Source organism: Maribacter sp., from assembly GCF_039968975.1.
Classification (GTDB): domain Bacteria; phylum Bacteroidota; class Bacteroidia; order Flavobacteriales; family Flavobacteriaceae; genus Maribacter.
Genome location: NZ_JBDVOT010000096.1, coordinates 1 through 22738, shown reverse-complemented (window position 1 = coordinate 22738; position 22738 = coordinate 1). Strand labels below are relative to the sequence as shown.

At 36.5% G+C, this 22738-nt stretch carries 10 protein-coding genes and 1 tRNA gene; 4 read left to right on the top strand and 7 right to left on the bottom strand.

The window, feature by feature from the left end; all coding sequences use genetic code 11:
* The first annotated feature begins 57 nt into the window (after window positions 1-57).
* Together ABJI11_RS06720 and ABJI11_RS06715 are read left to right on the top strand one after the other, a co-directional pair.
* Window positions 58-2565, top strand: coding sequence for an OmpA family protein (locus ABJI11_RS06720; RefSeq protein ID WP_348350591.1), 2508 nt, complete (start codon window positions 58-60; stop codon window positions 2563-2565).
* Between the two features lie 320 nt (window positions 2566-2885).
* On the top strand, window positions 2886-3062 hold the full coding sequence (locus tag ABJI11_RS06715; protein ID WP_348350589.1) for a DUF6747 family protein: 177 nt from the start codon (window positions 2886-2888) through the stop codon (window positions 3060-3062).
* A 111-nt stretch (window positions 3063-3173) separates the two neighbouring features.
* On the opposite strand, the gene ABJI11_RS06710 is transcribed toward ABJI11_RS06715, so the two are convergent.
* The 3 genes from ABJI11_RS06710 to ABJI11_RS06700 form a co-directional block, all read right to left on the bottom strand.
* Window positions 3174-4178: a DUF4837 family protein gene (locus ABJI11_RS06710; protein WP_348350587.1), complete on the bottom strand. Its 1005-nt coding sequence runs from the start codon at window positions 4176-4178 to the stop codon at window positions 3174-3176.
* 12 nt (window positions 4179-4190) lie between these two features.
* Window positions 4191-5822 carry a LysM peptidoglycan-binding domain-containing protein gene (locus tag ABJI11_RS06705; RefSeq protein WP_348350585.1) on the bottom strand — a complete coding sequence of 544 codons (1632 nt, stop codon included), beginning with the start codon at window positions 5820-5822 and terminating at the stop codon, window positions 4191-4193.
* Between the two features lie 120 nt (window positions 5823-5942).
* The gene (locus ABJI11_RS06700) at window positions 5943-7133 is read right to left on the bottom strand and encodes a phosphoglycerate kinase (RefSeq protein ID WP_348350583.1); all 1191 of its coding nucleotides are present in this window, start codon (window positions 7131-7133) and stop codon (window positions 5943-5945) included.
* Window positions 7134-7258: 125 nt separating this feature from the next.
* Here ABJI11_RS06700 and ABJI11_RS06695 point away from each other — a divergent pair, with 125 nt between their 5' ends.
* Window positions 7259-8419, top strand: coding sequence for a DNA polymerase III subunit delta' (locus ABJI11_RS06695; RefSeq protein ID WP_348350581.1), 1161 nt, complete (start codon window positions 7259-7261; stop codon window positions 8417-8419).
* An 8-nt stretch (window positions 8420-8427) separates the two neighbouring features.
* Window positions 8428-8832 (top strand): DoxX family protein, encoded by a 405-nt coding sequence (locus tag ABJI11_RS06690; protein ID WP_348350579.1) that lies wholly within the window; start codon window positions 8428-8430, stop codon window positions 8830-8832.
* Window positions 8833-8877: 45 nt separating this feature from the next.
* Here the strand turns inward: ABJI11_RS06690 and ABJI11_RS06685 are convergent.
* The 4 genes from ABJI11_RS06685 to ABJI11_RS06670 form a co-directional block, all read right to left on the bottom strand.
* Window positions 8878-8951: transfer RNA gene (locus ABJI11_RS06685), tRNA-Cys, on the bottom strand.
* Between the two features lie 88 nt (window positions 8952-9039).
* Window positions 9040-9411, bottom strand: a complete 372-nt coding sequence (folB, locus tag ABJI11_RS06680; RefSeq protein ID WP_276491448.1) for a dihydroneopterin aldolase — start codon at window positions 9409-9411, stop codon at window positions 9040-9042.
* Window positions 9412-9456: 45 nt separating this feature from the next.
* Entirely contained in the window at window positions 9457-10404 is a 948-nt protein-coding gene (locus ABJI11_RS06675; RefSeq protein WP_348350621.1) for a type IX secretion system membrane protein PorP/SprF, read from the bottom strand.
* Between the two features lie 20 nt (window positions 10405-10424).
* Window positions 10425-22688, bottom strand: coding sequence for a T9SS type B sorting domain-containing protein (locus ABJI11_RS06670; RefSeq protein ID WP_348350577.1), 12264 nt, complete (start codon window positions 22686-22688; stop codon window positions 10425-10427).
* Between the last annotated feature and the right edge of the window lie 50 nt (window positions 22689-22738).

Genomic DNA, 22738 nt, shown 5'->3' with positions numbered 1-22738 from the left:
GTTGGTACTATACTTAAAACCCCAGTTGATCGTAATGTTCAACCAAGAATTATGTCTATGAGAAGTGTATTAAATTTATTTTTTCTGGTCTTTATCGTTTTTGCCCAAGCTCAAGGTTTTCAAGATGAACTACAGTCTGATGTATCAAATAACAACGACTACTCCATAGTATCCGTAGCTGAAGAAAACGACAAAAAAGATTTTCAAAGAGCTGCTGATGCATTGTCTATCCCATACAGAGCTTTTCATGATATTGAAAATACCGAAAATGGATACTACGTTATAGCAGGTACATTTTCAAAAGATAAAAATCTAAAGTCTCAAATTAAAAAGTTCAATAGAAAAGGGTTTGAAGCAGGGTACTTTCAAAATCCTCAAAACCTATTATACTATTTGTATTTAAATCACTACACTTCTTGGGAAGAAGCTTTAAATGAATGTTCTACAGGATTTGACAATCGTTACGATGATGAAGTATGGGTTCTTAAAATGATCAACAATAATATTTATAATAAAACCGAAGCTGTTTCAGAACTACCCACAGTAGCAGAAATAGAAGCTACCTCAACATTACAAACAACACCAGTAACTGAATTAGAAACAGAAGCTATACCTGTTGAAGAGGTTTCTTATGAAATGCTTACCTCATCAAAAGATAACGATCCTGCGTTTAAATCTAAATTAATTAAAAGAGCAGATGAATACTTTGATAAAATGTGGTATGCAGAAGCTGCAAAAATTTATGAGCAAGCTTTATCTAAAGGAGAAAAAGCCTATACATATGATGTGTTAAAGAAAGCTGGCGATGCCCATTACTTTAATACAGATATGGAAAACGCTTATAAGTGGTATAACATATTATATACCAAATATGAGTCTGACATGAGTTCTGACTACTTATTTAAATATGCACACTCCCTAAAAGGTATTGGAAACTATAAAAGGTCCAAACGTCTTTTAAAATTATATAATAGAAAATTAGCAGGTGAAGAGATTACCAAAAATACTGAGCGTAATGAAATCGTTTTAGATGGTTTATTAAGAATGGAAGAAAAATATGATATAAACAATCTTTCCATTAACTCTAAATATTCAGAATTCTCTCCTATGTACTATGGTAATGAAGAAATGGTTTACGCATCTGCAAAAGATTCTTCAATATTTACTTCTAGAAAGTATAAATGGAACAATCAGCCGTATTTAGATTTGTTTGTTGCAAAAGTAAACGAAGAGTCTCAAGATTTTAAGGATGCTATCAAGTTCTCTAAAAAGATAAATACGAAATATCATGAAGCTTCTGTAGCATTCTCTCCAGATAATGAGACTATGTATTTTACAAGAAATAATTATGGTAAAAAACTAAAGAGAGATAAGAACGGAATTAACCACCTTAAAATTTATCGTTCAAAAAAAGTTAATAATGAATGGTTAGAGGCTGAAGAAGTTTCATTTAATAGTGATAATTACTCTACCGGTCACCCGGCATTGAGCCCTGATGGAAAGCTATTATATTTTGTTTCTGATATGCCAGGTAGTATTGGTGATACAGATATATTTGTAGTAGATGTTCTTGAAGATGGTTCTTTCTCGTCTCCAAGAAATCTTGGACCAGAAATAAATACGGAGCATAAAGAAATGTTTCCTTTTATAAATGACAAAAAACTATACTTCTCATCTGACGGCCATGTAGGCTTAGGTGGTTTAGATGTATTTGAAGTAGCCTTCGATGATGAAGCTGGCTTCTTAGAAGTACATAATTTAGGTAAACCAGTAAATAGTAGTAAAGATGATTTTTCTTTTATAGTAAATGAAGAATCTCAAAAAGGATACTTTGCATCTAATCGTGATGGCGGTAAAGGCGATGACGACATCTATTCTTTCAAAACATTGGAAGTTGAAGAAATACCAACTAGTATAAATGCTATTTCAGGTATTGTGACAGAATTGATCACTGGTGATTTAATGCCCAATGCATTAGTTGAGTTACTTGATGAAAACAACATTAAACTTAAAGAAATGGAAACCGATGAAAATGGTAATTTCATTTTTGAAGATTTGGATGCTGATACCAGATATGTACTAAAAACTACCAAAGGTTCATATTTTGATGATACAAGAGAAGCTGCCACTAAAGACAATGAAATTGTTAATGTAGATATCTCAATGAGAAAACTTAATGATATGATCGCTGTTGAAAATGGTATCAAGAAACTTAAGACAGAGATGATTCACTTTGACTTTGATAAATCATACATACGTGACGATGCTGCTGTAGAACTTAATAAACTAGTTGAAGTAATGACCGATTCGCCTGATATGGTCATAAAAATAGAATCTCATACAGATTCAAGGGGTGCAGCTGTTTACAACAAATACTTATCTGATAAACGTGCTAAATCTACCAGAGACTATATCATATCACAAGGCATAGACCCAAGCAGAATTCAAAGTGCTATAGGTTACGGAGAAGAACAATTAATTAACGATTGTGACGGAACTGTTCGCTGTACAGAAGAACAACACTATCTAAACCGTAGATCAGAGTTCATCATCATAGACATGTAATATAAAATAACAATGATAACAAAAGACCCGCTAAATAGCGGGTCTTTTGTTTTATATACATTTAAGCTTTATATGATTGAAGAATTTACTTGCCAGCCCAATTACTTATAGACACTACTTTTTTAATCTATGCTTTTATACGCTTCGTCGGATTTTATAAAACACAGAAAATGTGCTGTTTACCTATCATTTTAACGCTTGATAGATATTGATTTAAATCCATTACATTTTATAGAATAATTGGTCCTTTTACCGAAACTTTCCAATAAAGCCATTAAGATTGAACATCTTTACTCACATGAACTCCTAAATCATTGAACATGGAAAAAATTACCCTAGTAAAAGAAATTTACATTGAAGCTTTTAAGAATTGGAAAAGTTTCCTTTTGGAACACTACTTTAAAATATTTTCATGGTTGTGTTTTGTATTGATTGCGTATACTGCTTATGCTTTAATTTTTAGAGTATCTACTGGGTTTTCTTTCAGTAATCTATAGCATAAACAGTAAAATGACGATTTACTTCTAAAATCGTACCGAATACATATAAAAAAGGCTCAGGAAATTCCTGAGCCTTTTGCTTTATCTTAGAAATAAAGAATCTGTTGTCTATTTACTTGATTCGTTAGTATTGAATTGCACAGATTTCATGATAGCTTCTAATTCAAACATGTAATCTCTTTTTTTAGTTGCAGGAGCAAAAACAAAACCTTCAAGAACCAACTTACGATTGTTCTCTTTGTCATTAATGATATACGTCAAAAATGGACCTGCCATTGGATAAGCTGACATTTCCCATATTCCCCTTACCTCAGCTGCCTTTTTGCCTGAAACCTCAGCAGGAAAGACATATGGAGAAAAAGCTTTTTCCGTAATCATATGATTTTGCTTACCAGGTATATCTTCTCCGCCAATATAAAGTCCACCAATAGAATCGCGCATCTTTATAATGTCTTGTACAAAGGTAGAATCGTTTTGAAAACTATCCCAAGGCATTGTATATGCAATGATATTCATATTACCTTTCTGAATTTGACGATCAATCCACACAAAGTTATCTTCTTCTCTACCTACTCTATAAATAGAAGGTATAGTCAATGAGATATTAAACTTATTTTCCAAAGCTTTCTCTTTATTCAACGATTTCTCAAAACGTTTTTGGGCTTTACCAATTTCCAATGCTTTGAAATCAGCGATAAACTCTGGAGCCGTTTTTTTAATATTAGCTATTAACTCTTCTTTGTTTAAACCTTTTATGACACCAACTTTCTGTGGTTTTGCATACATGTTAGATTTCATGTGTGCTACATTCAAGGTATCTTCCATAACATACAGTACAGAGCTTGTATTACGTATGGCTCCGCTAAAAATCTGTTGTGGAATTTGAGTAACACTAAAAAGAGCTTCATCCCAAGTTAAACCTTGGGCCGCGGCAGTATAATTTTCACGAATGGCATCACCCACACTACTATTCCATAGGTCATTATCAATAACCACCGTTAAGGTATTCATTGCTCCTACAGATTCTGGTAAATAATCTGCTTTGCCTTCTTCTTTACAGGCAATTGACAATCCTAAAATTGCCATAAAACATAGTAAAATTCTTTTTTTCATTGATATTTTAATTTACGATGAACAGTCGCACAATTTAAGTTTTGTGCCCAGCTTTAAATTGTTACCACTAATACCGTTCCACTTTCGCAAATTATCAATAGTTACACCAGGATATTTTCTAGAAATCGTCCATAAAGAGTCTCCACTTTGCACCTCGTGTGTTTTAGAATTACTGGCAACTGCAGTTCTAGAAGGGGTTTTCTTAGGCTTTATGGAAGAACTAACATTTTTTCTTGGGTAAATAGTTAAACGTTGTCCAATACGTAAATTATTACTTCGTAATCCGTTCCACTGCTTTAATTGGCTTACACGTACTCCATAACGTTCTGCAATTTTTCCAAGAAAATCACCATCCTTTACTCTATAGCGAATGCTATTTGCCTCTGCCTGCTTTTCTATTTCAGCAATAAGACCTTCTTTTTCCTTCAATTCTTTTTCAACATGAGCATAAATAGCCTTTTCATTGGCCACAAATTTTCCCATTTTATGAACAGGTAATCTTAGTGCATTAGGTTTTCCTTCTATAAAAGGAATTACGTCTAATTTATAATGAGGGTTAAGAACCTTCAACTCTTCTTTGTCAATTGCGGTCAATTCTGAAATTTGGTCAAATGTAATTAGGCTTTTAACATGAATGGTATCTGTTTCAAAATAAGCACGATCTGCTATTTTAGTTTTTAGACCATGTTCTTCTGCATATTCAAAAATATACATTGTTGCTTGAAAAGCCGGAACATAACCAGCGGTTTCCCTTGGTAGGTTTCTTCTTATATTCCAATAATTACGTTGCCCACCACTTCTACGAATGGCTTTGTTTACATTACCCGGACCAGAATTATAGGCTGCCAATGCCAAATCCCAATCATCATATATTCTGTGTAATCTATTTAAATAGTTGGCAGCTGCTGCAGTAGATTTTATAGGATCACTACGTTCATCTACGTAACTATTAATATTCAATTTCATTTCTTTTCCAGTACCGTACATAAACTGCCAAAGACCAGTTGCCCCTACCCTTGAACGTGCTTTAGGATTTAGTGCAGATTCAACAATAGATAAATATTTCATTTCTAATGGAATATTCTTGTTGTCAAATTCTTGTTCAAATAAAGGAAAGTAAAACTGGCTTATAGTAAGCATACGCTCCATTAAACCTCTTTTTCGAGTCAAAAATGATTTAATCACACTCTCTAAAGACTTGTTGTATTCAACGTTAAAAGGTGTTTTGGCGTTTATTTTTGCCAAACGCATCTTCAATGTATCTGTTGGCAAATCTAGAACAAAGGTTGAAGCCGTATCTGGCTCTACCATAATTTCCTCATACATTTCATTGTAAAGAGGTGCAGCATTTACAAGTTCTTTCATCCAAAGACTATCGAACTTAGCTGCTAATGCATTATCTTGAAGATTATAAGAAGAAGATTCTGTTGGTTTAAATAGCGTTAAGTTTTCTGTTTTTGAATTTTGTACAATATTCAATTGACTTAACGGAGTACTGTTGTTCAATGAATCATTTACAACTATAGGATTATTTGTCAAAGAGTCTGTTACAGTTGTGACAACATCTTCTTGTTGTGCAGACCCTAAAAAAGGTACTAAGGTTAATCCTAGTAAATAATAACAGTTATAGGCTACTTTCTTCATAATGGGGTGAAAATATATTAACGGAACAAACGAAAATCGTACATTTTTTAATGAGAATAAAATAATTTCTCTTAAAATGCACAAATTTTCGTTATATGCCGTTTATCGATTACCCCTTTACTAGTCTAATATAGCTGCGATTCCTGGTAATGTTTTACCTTCTAAACTTTCTAACATTGCACCTCCGCCTGTTGATACATAACTAACTTTGTTTTCAAAACCGAATTGTTTCACTGCGGCAACAGAATCTCCACCACCTACTAATGAAAATGCACCTTCTTTTGTAGCTTCTGCAATATAATCACCAACAGCTATAGTACCGGCAGCAAATTTCTCCATTTCAAAAACACCAATTGGTCCGTTCCAAAGAATAGTTTTAGAAGCCAATATTACTTTTTTGAAGTTTTGTAAGGTATCAGGTCCGGCATCTAGTCCTTGCCAACCGTCTGGTATTTTATCTACATCTACCACTTGGGTATTTGCGTTAGCATCAAAAGCATCTGCTGCAACAACGTCTACAGGTATATGTACGTTTACATTTTTCCGTTTAGCTTGTTCAAGAATTTCCATAGCAAGTTCCATCTTATCGTCTTCACAAATAGAATCTCCTATTTTACCACCCTGAGCTTTAATAAATGTATATGTCATACCACCACCAATGATAAGATCATCAATTTTATCAAGTATGTTTTCGATAATAGTGATCTTAGAAGAAACCTTTGCTCCACCAAGAATTGCTAAAACAGGTTTTTCACCAGTGGCCATTACTTTATCGATCGCTTCTATTTCTTTCGCCAATAAATAACCAAAACATTTTGCGTCTGGAAAAAACTTAGCTATTACTGTTGTTGATGCATGTGCGCGGTGAGCCGTTCCAAAGGCATCGTTAACATATATATCTCCTAACTTAGAAAGTTGCTCTGCAAAAGCTTCGTCTCCTTTTTCTTCCTCACTATGAAATCTCAGGTTCTCCAATAAAAGTACCTCTCCACTTTTCAATTCTGCAACTGCTTTTTCAGCTTCTGCACCAACACAATCCGCAACAAATTTTACCGCTACTCCAATAACATCAGAAACAGCATCAACGATATGACTTAAAGATAAATCTGCGTTACGCTCACCTTTGGGTCTTCCCAAATGACTCATTAACACAGCGCTACCGCCATCTTCCAACACTTTTATAATTGTTGGCTTAGCTGCCTGGATTCTAGTGTTATCTGTTACTTCAAATTGGTCATTTAATGGAACATTGAAGTCCACTCTAATTAACGCCTTTTTATCTTCAAAATTAAAGTCATTCAATACTTTCATGTGATATTACCTTTTGTTAGATAACAAATGTAAAGATTAAATGGCTTGCGATAAAGTGCTAAATAGGATAATTTACACCCAATACCATTAAATTTGTTGCGCTTTAAACAACTATATTTGAATCTATGTTATTCAATGAAATTTTAGGACTTTCACATATTAAAAAGCATTTGTCTTCTAGTGCTGATGCAGGTAGAATACCACATGCCCAACTATTTGTTGGTCCAGAAGGCTGTGGGCTATTGCCTATGGCATTGGCTTATGCCCAGTATATTATCTGTCAGAATACCAATGGGGACAACAATGGTGGTAATGAAGCTTGTAATTTAAAATTTAAGTCGTTTGCTCACCCAGATGTTCATTTTGCATTTCCGGTATCTAATTCTGACAAGGTAAAATCTCACGCCGTTAGTAACCATTACATGAAAGAGTGGCGAGAGTTTATTACAGAACAGCCTTACGGAAATCTGTTCGATTGGTATCGCCACATTGAAATTGAAAAGAAACAAGGTCAAATTGGTGTTGATGAAGCGCAGTATATTGTAAAAAAATTATCCTTAAAGTCTTATGAAGGCGGATATAAAGTAATGCTTATTTGGATGGCGGAAAAGATGAACATTGCCGCTTCTAACAAATTATTAAAGCTAATTGAAGAACCGCCCGACAAAACTATATTTTTACTGCTTTGTGAAGACGAAGAGCAAATTATACAGACTATAAAGTCTAGATGTCAAATCGTTCATTTTCCACCCTTGGCAGAAGATGCCATCGCAACTGCATTAAGTGAAAAAGGAGCTAGTAAACCAGAAGCAATGCTTTTGGCCCATGAAGCAAATGGCAATTATAATAAGGCATTAGACCTCTTAAATAAGGATTCTGAAGATCTGGTGTTTGAAAATTGGTTTGTTCAATGGGTACGTACCGCTTTTAAGGCAAAAGGTAACAAAGCAGCCATTCATGAATTGTTATTGTGGAGTGAAGAGGTTGCAAAAACCGGTAGAGAGACACAAAAGAATTTTCTAAGCTATTGCATTACCGTGATGAGGCAAGCACTAATGATCAATTATGGCGCAGAAGAACTTGCTTATCTAAAAATACATGCCGAAGGATTTCAATTGAAGAAATTTGCACCTTTTGTTCATGAAAACAATATTTTGGATATTACCAAAGAGCTTGAGGATGCTATTTACCATGTGGAAAGAAATGGAAACTCAAAAATAATATTCACCGACCTTTCCATTAAACTAACACGATTACTTCATCGAAAAAAAACCGAACTTAATTAACTTTCGCTATGAACACCTTCTATAACAATGCCACAGAAATAATAATACTCTTATTTTTAATTATCACTTTTTTACAGAGCGGGTTTGATAAAATTACCGATTGGAGCGGTAATATTTCTTGGTTAAAAGAACATTTTTCTGCTACCCCGTTCAAAAATATTGTTCCCTTACTAGTAGGTATTATACTTGTAACAGAAGTAGTCGCAGGTGTTCTTTGTAGTGTTGGCATCTATCAAATGCTAACATCAGGCGGAAGAACCATTGCCTTTAACGGTGCAATTTTATCTGCCATAACATTACTAATGCTATTATTCGGTCAGCGAATTGCTAAAGATTATGAAGGCGCAAAAACAATAGCTGTTTATTTTATACCAACCATAATTTTACTGTTCTTGTTGCAAGTACATAAATAACCACTTATGATAAAATAAAAAACCCTCCTTTTAGAGGAGGGTTTTTGGAGGCATCGAGCGGATTCGAACCGCTGTACAAGCTTTTGCAGAGCTGTGCCTAGCCACTCGGCCACGATGCCATTTTTTAGCGAGAGCAAAAATAAACAATATTCCTAATTTAAGCTGCATTAACAACTAAGAAATTATATTTATTTAAGGTCGGATGGATTATTGAACAGATTGTCCCCTTTGTAAATTTAATGATACTGTTACCTTTTCAACATCACCATTTATAGGCGGATTGATTTTAGAAACAGAAACCATAGCTGTATCTACGGTAGGAAGTTCAATAAAAATTCTATCAATAATTCTTTTGGCAACATGTTCTAACAATTTAGAAGGCGTAGCCATCTCTTGCTTTACAATTCTGTTGATATGAACATAGTCAACAGTATCTTTCAACTCATCTGAAACTGATGCGATCAATAGATTTGTATCAACGGATACATTGACTAAATAATCACTGCCAATATTTGTTTCTTGAGGCAAACACCCGTGGTGGGCGTATGCTTTTATATTCTCTAATTGTACTTTACCCATTATGTATGTTCTGGAGATCAAATTTAATCAATCTCACTTGAAGGATTAATACGTACAACGACAATTACTGATACCCTGAAATAAATCTACCCCAAGGGTGATTACGTGCGTACCAGAACTATACCCTAGAAGTTCGTTTAGAATTACTTGATAAGAATATCCGAAGTAAAAATTACTTTTCTTTAAACCTGCTATAGGAGCTATATACAGCGGATTACCAATTTGATCGTTCAAGAAACGATAGTTGACACCTGCATAGAAATAATCTTCGAAATCGTAAAATCTGAATTTTAAGTTTAAATCTGTAACAGAACGACCATCACTCTCAAATAATTGGAATAATACAGATGGTTCGATTTCCATCTTACTAGTTCTTTTCTTCATGTATCTATAACCGGTATACACATAATAGTTTCTTAATCTATTAGGCTCGTATAAAGCATTAAAGTTGCTTAAATCCTTATCTAGAATGTTAGAAGCGTTTACACTAAAATAAAACTTATCGTATCTATATAATACACCTAAATCAAAGTTGTGGTTTGTAGTTGCTTTGTCACCAACATATGCTGGATCAGCTACTAATTCTGGGTTTGTATTATCAATTCTAAACTGATTAAAATTATATGATATACCAAATGATAAAAATTCATCATCATAACGATCTAAAGTAAGGTGGTGAGCAAATGAAAAACGAGCACCTTGCTGTTTTGTTTCACCATTACTATCGTTATACAATAGTGTACCAATACCAGATTTTTCTCCTATACGCATATCCGCAGCAAGAGATTGTGTATCTGGTGCATCTTTAATACCTACCCACTGTGTAAGACCGTTAAGTCTTATTTTTACATGGTCACCAATACCTGCGTAAGTTGGGGACATTACAAAGGGGTTATCGGCTAGATATTGAGATAATTGAGGTATAGTAAGCTCCTGCCCTCTTAGGGAGAATACGCTTATAAATAATACCAGTGTCAATAGACTGTTCCGCATCATCATTTTAGGTTAAGTTTTTAACGGTATAAAGTAAAGTGTCCAACAAATTCTCTTTCGTCTCTTTCGCCATTCAGTTGTACTACATACCAGTAGTCTCCTGTTGGCAATTCATTGTCCAAGTATGTGCCATCCCAACCATCAGAATCAACTGCCTGTTCGGAAACCACTCTACCATAACGATCAAATATTTTTATTAGTATTTCAGGGTATTGCTCAATGTTTCTAGGGATCCATAAATCATTCTGGCCATCTCCGTCAGGGGTGAAGAAATTAGGCACTTCAATGTCTATAAATTCCATAAATATGTTTGCAACTGCAGAACATCCGTTCGCATCGACAACACGAACCTCATAGGTATCTGTTCTTGTAATATAGAATGTATTATTATCGCCGTTATCAATACCATCAAAGAAGTATGTATAGCCTTCACGACCACCTTCTACAACAGCAGTTATTTCGTTCATATTGTTTTGCTCCAATACAAGTGTCAGCGGCTCAAATGCCTCTATTTCAAAATCAATTGTCTGTAAACAACCATTAGAATGTGCAATGGTAATATAATGGCTGCCCGGTGCTGAATTTCTAAAATCAGGATTCAACTGTAAATCAGCTGGGTCAACAGAATCTATTGCGTAAAGCACATCGCCAATTACACTATCATCTTCTAAAGTGATATTTACAAAATTATCTGGTGTATCACTAGAACATTCATAAATAGGCATCACGGTAGCATTAAGATTTACTCCGGTTTCTATGTCAACAACCACATTGGTATCACAACCATTTGCATCTTTTATGACAATAAGGTAATTACCACCTGCCATGTCATAGAATTCTGTTCTGTTCAACACAAAATCTGCATCATCATTGGAGTTCAGTGCCGTACTATATGGTGCCGTACCCCCTGTAATTTCAAGAATTATAGAACCATCTTGACTATCAACACAGATTTCTGGTGTTGTCTCTGCCGTTACTTCTAAACTTGCTGGTTCAGAGATAGTATATGTCAAGAATTCAAAACAACCATTTTGATCTTGCGCAATGATTGTGTACTCACCAGGCTCTAATTCTGTAAATGTATTATTATCAAAGAACTGGTTAAGGTTTGGTGAAATTGCATATTGGTAACCTCCTGCACCGCCAGAAAGTGTTACAGTAATTTCACCGTCGTTTTCTCCTGCACAAGTAATATCCACTACATTATCAGTGTACGTTAAAGGTGTTGGTTCTACGATAATAACTTCTTCTGCAGAAGTTGTACAATCATCACTAATTACAGTTACGTAATACGTACCTGCACCTAAATCTCTGAATACACCTTGGGACTGTGGTCCTGCTATTCTAGACACTACACTTAAAGAACTATCAGTGAACAATTCATATTGGTAATTTCCTAAACCACCATCTGCAGTTGCATAAATGATTGCAGTGCTTTCCCCTGTACAATTCAGTACAGCAGCAGTATCATCAACAAATAACAATAATGGCGGTATTTCATCTTCAGTAATTGCATTAGAGATTGCAGACTCACAACCGTTGATTGCATCACGTACATAGAATTGATATCTACCCGCTTGATACGTACCTGTTTCTGGCAAGTAAACTACATCACCGCTCATTGGCAAGAAGTTGATATTATCCAAACTGTATTCATATGTACCACTACCACCTGATGCAGTAAGTTCAAACTCAGCACCTTCAGCACATGTTAATGCATCAGTTCTAATTAAGCTAGCCTGTACTTCTGTTGGTTCTCTTACCTCAACAGTGTTTGTCGTGGTATCACAGTTCCAACCATCTACTACAGTTATACTATAGAAACCTGCTCCTAAATCAGTAAAATTAGGATTGGTTTGTATTCCAGTTGTATTTGTGATTGTAGTTCCGGTTTCATTATAGAAATTCAACTGATAGCTATAATTTCCACTACCGCCACCTGTTACATTTGCCGTAACAACAGCACCCGTGTCACCGTAACAAGCTAAGTCTGTTACAAGCGGAGTTGAATTAGCCACTATCGGTGTTGCCGGAGTAATTGATTCTGTATACGTAACAACACAACCAACATCATCAGTTATAGTAACCGTATAATCACCAGAAGCCAATGCTGTAAATAGCGCACCATTAACATCATCCATATTGAAGCTATCACCGCTAGTGTTAGACAATTCAATATCATAAGGGCTATAACCACCTTCTACCTCAACTCTAATTTCACCAAGGTCATCTGTACATGTCGCTTCAGCAACTACAGTAACTACTCCGCTTAAAGCCATGTCGGGAGAAATTATAGTTATTGTATTTGTATCTTCTGAACATAAAGGAACATCTGTTTCTGTAATGGTAACATAGTAAGTACCACCAGATAATCCTGTAATTATTCTTGGATTAACACTAGTATCTGAAGCTGTTGCTGGAATAATAGATGTACCTCCATTGTCAAATACCTCGTAAATATAATTACCAGTATAGCCATCAATGTCAATTTCTAAACTACCATTGGTATCACCAAAACAAGTAACTGGAGAAACAGCTGTTGCTGTTGCCGTGATAAAATCGAAAGGTGCAATTGTATAGCTATCTGTATTTACATAACAACCTGTATCTAAATCTGTAACTCTAAATACATATGAGCCAACAGTATTTAAATCGTACGTTGCAGATGTTGCTGTAGTACTTACTAAAGTGCCTGTTGCATTACCTACAGGCAATAGCTCATAACCATAGTTATGTGCCAAACCATTGTCGGCAACCGTAATTGTTACTGTCTCATCAACAGCACAATTGATAGCTACATCTTGAGTGACAGTCGCCGTAAACGTATTTAATGGTTGAATAGTAACCGTATCAAACGTAGTACAACCGTTAGCATCTTTTACATAAACATTTATGGTTTGTACACCTCCATTATCTGTAACATTGAATGTATTCGATGATTGGAAAATAACATTATCAATACTGTATAAGTATGGTGCTGTACCAGTACCTGCACCAGGTGTAGCCGTTACAGTTGCAGTATTAACACTATTATCTACTGCACAACTAAACTCCGTTGCCGTTGCGGTAACCGTTAATGCCGTTGGTTCTGTAATTGTCTCGTTTTTAACACCATCACAACCTCTACTAGAAATTACTCTTACTTGGTATTCTCCTGCCGCTAAACCTGTAAATAATGGGTCATCTTGAGCTGGAACAATTGGATTTACCAAATCAGCTATTTCATATAATTCATATTGATAAACAGGATTGTCGTCTGTAGCTGGGTCAATATTAGCTCTAATACTACCATTAGTATCTCCAAAACAACTTACATTAACAATAGTTGCATCTAATAATACTGGGTCAACTGGTGCATCTAATGTCTGAGTCACTTCTTTTTCACAAACAGGGTTTGTTGTATCTAAGTCCCTAACTTCAAATGTGTATGATCCAGCCTCAATTAAGTTTGTAAATACCCCTGTTGTCTGAGTAACTACACTACCTAATGGAGTAGTCATTTCAAACTCAAGGTTTGTAGAACCACCACTAACATTTACCGTAATCTCACCACCTGGTGTTGTGGTACAATCAATAGACTTATCTACTGTGGTAGATACATCCATTTGTTCATAAAGTATTTCGGCTGGAGTGGTAAATGTACAACCCCATTGGTCTGTAATAGATACCTCATATGTTCCAGCTCCAAGTCCTGAGAATATTCTTGTGTTCTGCGGAGCGCGGAAATCGGTACCATTTAATATTAACTGGTATGTATAATTACTTCCCTGTCCGCCTGTTGGTTCACTAACTGTTATCTCTCCCTGTAAATTTGTACAATTCTCTTGAGTAATCTCTAATGTAGCTGCAATTGGGTCTGGAATAGTAAGAACAATATCCTCTTCAATAAGTTGCATACAACCTTCTTCATCTAAAACATATGCATGATAGGTTTCAGCAGCAAGTCCAGAGAATGTAGCATCTACCACAAAGTCTGTAGTTGCAGGAACTCCTGCAGACTGTACACCTACATAGTAGGTATAACCACCCCAACCACCGACAACATCGATAATTGTAATTGAACCATCATTACCTGGGTCACAAGTAATATCGGTAACTACCGTAGCGCCAGAGATAGCCTCTGTTGGTCCATTTATGGTAAATGCTTCTGTATTTGTACAGAACGGGTTGTTGTCTTGTGTTATAGAAACATAGTAACTACCTGCCGCTAAATTAATATCTGCTGTTGGGCCGTTTGTTGCTTCTGTGTTTGTTGCTTCTACTGTATCATCTGCAGTATTCGCCAAAGTACCATTAGTGTTATAAATGGTCCAAGTAAATCCGCCAGGGTAGGTTGCATCAACTAATGTAAAGTTTACGGCACCTGTATCTGTTCCAAAGCAAATTACATCACTTGTTTTTACAACATCGATAGTAAATGTATTTGGCTCTTCTATGGTTTCTGCGACAGAAACCACACAACCAGTATCAATATGTCTTGCCAATATCGTAAACGATCCTGCAGACAAACCACCAAACACGTTGGAAGTTTGGTAGTTGGTCCCATTATCAATACTATATTCAAACCTAGTTGGGTCACTTAAGGTAGATGTCACTACTACCGTAATTTCACCATCGCTACCTGGAGCACATGTAACCGTATTTGAAACCGAAGCGTCTATATCAGTAATTTCATCAAAAGGGAGTATGGTTTCCGTAGTGGTACCAGCACATCCTTTATCATCATAAACATTGATGGTATATGTATCACCTGCTCTATTTGTAACCACTAATACATTTGATGCACCAGATTGTACCACAGTTGAACTGCTATCAACAAATTCATAAATTACATAATTACCGCTACCACCGGTAATGGCAGCATCATCAACTGTTATTGTAGCATTGTTGGGATTATTACCCACAGTACAACCAAATTCTACAACTGTAGTATCTATGTTAGATATTGCTGCAGGTTCATCTATTACAATGTTGCCCGATGCCGTTGTACAACCATTAGTTCCTATAGCAGTTACAACATATGTATTTGGAGGTAAGCCTTCAAATGTATTGTTACTTGCGTTGAATGTTCCTGCTGCTGGAGATATCGTAAATGTTAACGGATTTACTCCGTTTTCCACTTGTGTCAAAGTAATTGAACCGTCATTAGCACCAAAACATGTAATATCTATATGAGCGTCTGTAAATACCGGTTGAATAGCAGGAGCTAAATCTTGCGTTACGGTTAGTTCACAAACAGGGTTTGTTGTATCTAAATCTCTTATTAAGAAACTGTAAGTACCATCTTCTATTAAGTCTGTAAATGTTGGATCATTCGATTGAGTTACTGCAGCACCCGTTGGAGGCGTCATTGTAAATTCAAGGTTTGTAGAACCCCCAGTTACATTGATAGTAATTGTACCGCCTGGTGTACCCGTACAATCAATAGCTTTATCAACCGAAGTAGTAGCACTTAACTGTTCGTATAATTCTACGGGTAATGTTGTAAACGTGCAACCCCATTGATCTGTAATAATTACCTCATATTCACCGGCACCTAAACCTGAGAATACTCTGGTATTCTGTGGGGCACGGAAATTAGCGCTGTCCATTACCAATTGGTAGGTATAGTTACTTCCTTGTCCGCCTGTTGGTACACTAACCTCTATCTCACCTTGTAAGTTTGTACAATTCTCTATGTTTACCTCTAATGTTGCCACAATTGGGTCTGGAACATCAAGTACAATATTATCTTGAATTAATTGCTCACAACCCTCTGCATCTCGCACCCAAGCTTGGTACGTAGCAGCAGGTAACAAATCAAAAGTCGCATTAGCTACGAAATCTGTAGTTGCAGGAACACTCGTACCAACAAAATACGTATAGCCGCCCCAACCACCGACAACATCGGTAATCGTTATGGCACCATCATTTCCTGGTACACAAGTAATATCAGTCACTACTGTATTACCTGTAATTGCTGCATCTGGACCTGCAATATTGAAAAATTCAACATTGGTACAGAACGGATTGTTTGTTTGTGAAATAGAAACATAGTATTCACCAACACCTAAGTTAATAATCGGAGTTGGACCATTTGCCGCTTCCGTTCCACTAACAACAGAAGTATCATCTGTACGGAAAATTTCCCAATTGAATCCAGTACTATATGTTGCATCGACCAATTCAAAAGTAACTTCTCCTGTATTTGTTCCAAAACATATAACATCACTAGTCTTCACAACATCGATAGTAAAGGTATTTGGTTCTTCAATAGTTGCCGAAGCTGTTACGATACACCCGGTATCTGTATGTCTTACTAAGAAATTATAAGTTCCTGCAGATAAACCGCCAAACGCATTTGTTGAAACATAAGTTGAACCGTTATCGATACTGTATTCATATTTCGTATCATCACTAGCAGAAGACGTTGCCGTAACCGTAATTACACCATCACTTCCTGGAGCACACGTAACTGTAGTAGTTACCGCGGCCGTTGCACCTGTCATTTCATCATAAGGTAATACCGTAGCTGTTGTGCTACCTGAACAACCTTTGTCATCATATACATTAATAGTATAGGTCTCCCCTGTTCTATCAGTAACTGTTAATACATTTGATGGTCCAGACTGAACAATAGCAGAACTGCTATCAATAAACTCATACGTAACATAAGTAGTACTACCGCCTGTAATAGTAGTTTCATCTACTGTTATCGTTGCATTATCATCATTATTACCTACAGTACAACCAAATTCAACTACATCGGCATTTACATTTGCAATTTGTAACGGAGTACCTACTGGACTATCAACTTCTAATTCACAACCACGTGCTGAGGTTACCCTAACCACGTAGTCATCATTTGCGGGTAAATTTGTAAATGTACTTGTTGTTTGAGGCGCACTTGCAGGAGTTAAAACTGAAGGTGCCGTTTCAATAAATAATTGGTAAACATAAGGTGGGTTATCCATAGCAGCATCTAAAATTGCCACTATAGAACCATCTGTTGCTCCAAAACAAGTTACATCTGTAATATCCGTCGTAAATAATACAGGGGTTGCCAACTCCAATTCTACGTCTGTTTGTGCTGTACAACCACCCAAAACTGTATCGTAGACATGAGCAGTATAAAGACCTGAATCCAATCCTGTAAAAATAGGTGATGTTTGAGGGCTTCCAGTTACACTAATTCCGCCATTATCGAACAATTCATATTCATAGAATGTAGATCCACCATATGCCGTAATTACTATTTCTCCATCACCTTCCGTACATGAAGGTTGAGTAGTTACCTCTGCCGAAATAGAAGTAGGTGCAAAAATTTCAATCATCACTACATTTCCACATCCATTAAAATCACGAACCTGAACTGTATAACTACCAGAACTAAGGTCAGTAAACTGATGCGTTGTACCTGCAGTTGTTAATGTAGAAGACTGGTATGAGCCACTGTTTACACTAAGTGTGTATGGTTGCGACCCTTCGCCGTCTAACGTAATTTCTATAATAAAGTCACCTTCATCTGCAGTACATTGGTTGATTACCAAACCAGAAATAGCTGGTGTTGGGTCATCTGCAATAGTAACATCTAACGGTAAGGTTGTTGAACAACCGTTGCCATCCATCACATAAATATCCCATTCTGTATTAACCGAAGGATCTAATTCCGCATAGTTACCAGTAACATAATCACTAGCAACAGGAGGAACACCATTTTCAACGTAGGCATATGTATAAGAACCATTTCCACCGCCTGCAATTACGGTTACATTAGCATCTTCTGAACAGTATCCATTATTTTGATCTGCCAAGGTCAAGGTAACCGGATTCGGTTCTAATATTCTAAATTCAAAAGTATTTGTACACTCAGGAGTAGCTGCTTCTTGGTAGAATAACACATAATCACCAGGAGGTATGTTTGAAATCGTTTCTAACAGTGTTGGACCAGGACCGTTTGGACCAGTTACACTACCTGAATATGCACCACCTAAAGGTCTATTGCTAATACTTTCTCTTAATTCATAATTAATGGTAGTAACGGAAGTATCATAACCCTCAAATTGAAAAGCAATTGACCCATTTGTATCACCATAACAAGCAACATCGGTTACCGTTGGGTCTGCAACTACATCAATAGCAGATACGTTAGGAACATCAACCTCAACAAAACTAGAACATCCGGTGTCTGTATCAATAACTTGAAAAACATAACTAGCTCCAGGATTAAGTCCGTTATACGTTGCTACCTCCTCATCAGCAGTAGCACCCGCCGCCTCAGCATCTGGAGGAGTACCCGCGCCGTAAATTGTAAAGTCATAATTACCCGAACCACCACTAGCCGTAAGTTCAGCCGTACCACCAGTAATACAACTAGATGGCATCAAAACAGGGTCAACCGTCAAGTATGGGCTAGAAAGTACTCGTACCGGATTTTGATAAAACTCACAACCATTGGCATCTAGAACCCGAACATAATAATCTCCAAACGCTAAACCATTAAAAGTAGCGGTAGTCGCCGCTGTATTTACAATAGGATTTGGACCCGTAGTAGCAACAATATTATTAAGGTTGTCATATAGGGTGTATGTAAAATTAGGTACTCCACCACTTGTAATAGTGATATCAATACTACCCGGTTCATCACCAGAAGGACCACAACTAACGTCAGTAGCCACAACACTTGCATTGAACAATACAGGATCAACAACAGTTACACTACCATTATACGTACATTCTTTAGAATCTCTAACAACATAGTTATATGTACCAGCAGCTAAACCTGTGTATACTCTTTGGTTCGTAAATCCGCCATTATTAAAATTAATTTCATAAGGTGATGACCCAAAATTAGGATCAATATTAATTTCAACAATACCGTTAGAATCACCAAAACAAGTAGGGTTCGTAACGGTTTCAGTCGCAACAGGGTTTACTGTTGGCGTAACCGTAACTATATTAGAAACAGCTGTACAACCTTGGTTATCCGTTACTCTAAACCTATATGTACCTGCTGTAGAAGTAGAATATGGAAAAGTCCCTGCAAAAGCAGCATATCCACCGCCATTAACATCTAACTCATACGTATAAGGTGCGTAACCACCATTGGTTACTAAATTCATAATTGCATCTGGAGATACTGAACAATCTAAGTCCTTATCTAATGTAAGGTTTGCCGTTAATTGAGCTTCAACATCAAAAGATACCGTATCTGTACATCCATTTGCATCTCTAATTTCAAAAGTATAGCTACCTGGGGTAAGACTTGTAAAAATATTAGAACTTGTAAATGTACCTGTACCTATTCTATAAGAATATGGCCCCACTCCGCCAGTTGCACCAACCTCAATAGTCGCTGAACCTGAAACAGAAGAATCAAAACACACATCTGAACTCGGTAAAATACTTGCTACAGGAGCTACAGGAGCTGTTAATGTAAAGGTGTCCGTTTCCGTACATCCATTAGCATCGGTAACCGTAATTGTATGTAGGCCTAATTGATCAAGACCTGTAAATATTCCTGAATCCTGTGCAGGCGTTGACGAAGCATCTGGCAATTCAATCACATAAGAATATGCAGAACTACCGCCAGTTACTGTAATATTTACAGCACCATCATCAATACATGTAGGTTGTGTAGGTGTATTAGAAACCGTTAAAACTGCAGGCTCAATAATAGTTTGAGTCAGTATTTCAGTACAACCTGCAATTGGGTTATCAACGTCTCTAACATAAATAGTGTAACTACCAGCAGCCAAACCTGTTATTTGATGCGTTGCAAGCGTATCGCTACCTTCAATCGTTCCAAAAGCACTATCATAGCTATACTCATAACCACCTGCTCCGAAATTCTCGACTTCAAAAGTTATAGTACCTGAACCATCTGCATTACAATCTAAATCTTCATAAGATAAAATTGCGGCTTCAAAAGCATTACCATCTTGAACATCTACAATAATATCTGTTGTACAATCACTACCATAATCTACGGTAACGGTATGTTGACCAACTGCAACGCTATTAAATACATTACTCGTTTGAGGAGTATTACCATCAATACTGTAAGCATACGAAGCATCATTTGGAAGTATGGTAATTATACCTGTACCATCACAACTGTAATCAATGTTACTGCTTAAAGATGGTTCTGTTGGTAATGGGGCTATTACAATATTTGGTAGGTCAATAACACATCCTATATTGTTAGCATCCCTAACCTGAACTATATATGTTCCGTCAGATAAATCAGTAAAAATCGTTCCTCCAGCTGTAGCCGTTGTCCAAGCACCACCGTTTAAGTTATATTGATATGATCCAGAACCACCCGACGTTGCAGTAATACTTCCTACTGTAATTTCTGCCAGTTGATTGCAAGTATAATCTTCTGTTTGTAAGCTTTCTGCTACTATTTCAGGTAACTCATCTACATCAACAGATAAAGTAACTTCACAATCGTTTACATCTCTAACTCGAACATCATAAGTACCAGAAGTTAGATTATTAAATACATTTACGGTGCCAAATGTAGCTCCTCCATCAATACTATACGTATATGGTGCTTCACCACCACTTGATGCCAACGAAATACTACCGTCATTTCCACCGAAACAGGTTACATCTTCCACGGTCGGCACTACAACAACTGGAGAATCTTGAACAATATTAATATCAAACATAGCAGAACAAGCGTCTGTCCCTCCATTGTTATCCAATACATAAACATCATAATCGCCTGCACCTATTACCGTTACCATGTTCGTAGCTGAATAATCGCCCGCATTTGGTATATAACCATCTGCAACTACCGCATAAACATAGTTTCCATCACCACCTGCAGCGGTAATATTGATTTCACCAGAGCTACCACAAGCAGTAATATTACTTGCGCTAGCGCTTACCGTTACCTCTTGTTCAATAGTTACTGTTTGCGCAGGAGCATCACAACCAAAAGCATCTGTTACCTCAATGGTATATGTACCATTTGAAAGACCTGTAAATGTATATGATGTTGCATCAACCGGAGACGGAGTTATAAAAGAGCCACCATTGATTCTAAATTGGTAATCTCCGTTTCCAGCAGTAACATCTACAGTAATTGTAGCATCGTTACTACCGCTATAACACGTTGTTTCTGATAAAGTGAAAACAGGTGTTTCTGGAGCAAAAACCTCAATAGGTGTGTCAATTAAATCTGAACAACCATTTGTGTCTCTAACACGAACATTGTAAATTCCTGCCAATAAGCCATTAAACACTGTATTAGTTTGATATGCAGTTATAATACCGCCAGAAGTATCCTCTAATTGGTACTCATATCCTGGAGTACCCCCTGTAGCACTAGCCGTTATTTCTGCTCCCGTATTATTACAAGTATATTCTTGTGACAAGTTTGCACTCGCAACCACTAAGGTTGGTTCGTTAATAGTATGGTCAAAAAATGTAGTACAACCAGGCAAAGAACTTCCTACCTCTCTAACATACACTCTATAGCTTCCTGCTGAAAGTCCGGATATAGTTTGTGGCGATACCGTGGTACTACCTAAAATACTGGCAAAATCATCTAAACTATATTCAAATCCGCTTGCGCCATAATTATCAACTTCAAAAGTAATTGAGCCAGAATTATCTGCATTACAATCTAAATCTTCAGAAGATAGTAGGTTGGCTTCAAATTGAAAGCCCGCTTCAATGGTAACATCAATCGATACCCTTTGTGAACATTGTTCTGGACTTTGAAAAGCTTGAATATTATCTATAGCAACATCGTTTCCGTTAGTTCCTGTTGCAATTGTTCTAATTACAATATCAATAGTACTGTTAGCGCCAGGATCCAATGGAGGAATATTTACGTTTCTCCAGTCATTAGCTCCTGAGTTTTCATCGATTAAGCCTGTTGTTCCACTATCGATTACATTACCTAATGGGTCAACTATCTCTACCAAGATATTTGGTCTAATTAATCCTGATCCTTGTCTAACTAAATTAATAACGTCTAACTCTACCTCAACATCTCTATTTGGTATAATCTCAATATCAGTTTTACTGTAAACAATAGTATTTACACCTGGATCACCAACATTTACCGCTAAATATCTTCCGTTAGGATCACCAGAATTATCTATAGGGCTTACCCATGTTCCAAAAGGAGCTACGATAGTACTTGTTACACTATACTGTAAATCGTTTATGTTGAAATTGGTGTCTGAACAAGTACCTAATGAGGCATCTTGAGACTCATAACAGTAATAAGCCGTGTCTATTTGAGGAATAGAAATATTTGAACCTGTTCCAAAATCTTCGCGCATTAATACGCTTCTTGCTGGTGGTGTATTACTTATATAATCAACATCAATAG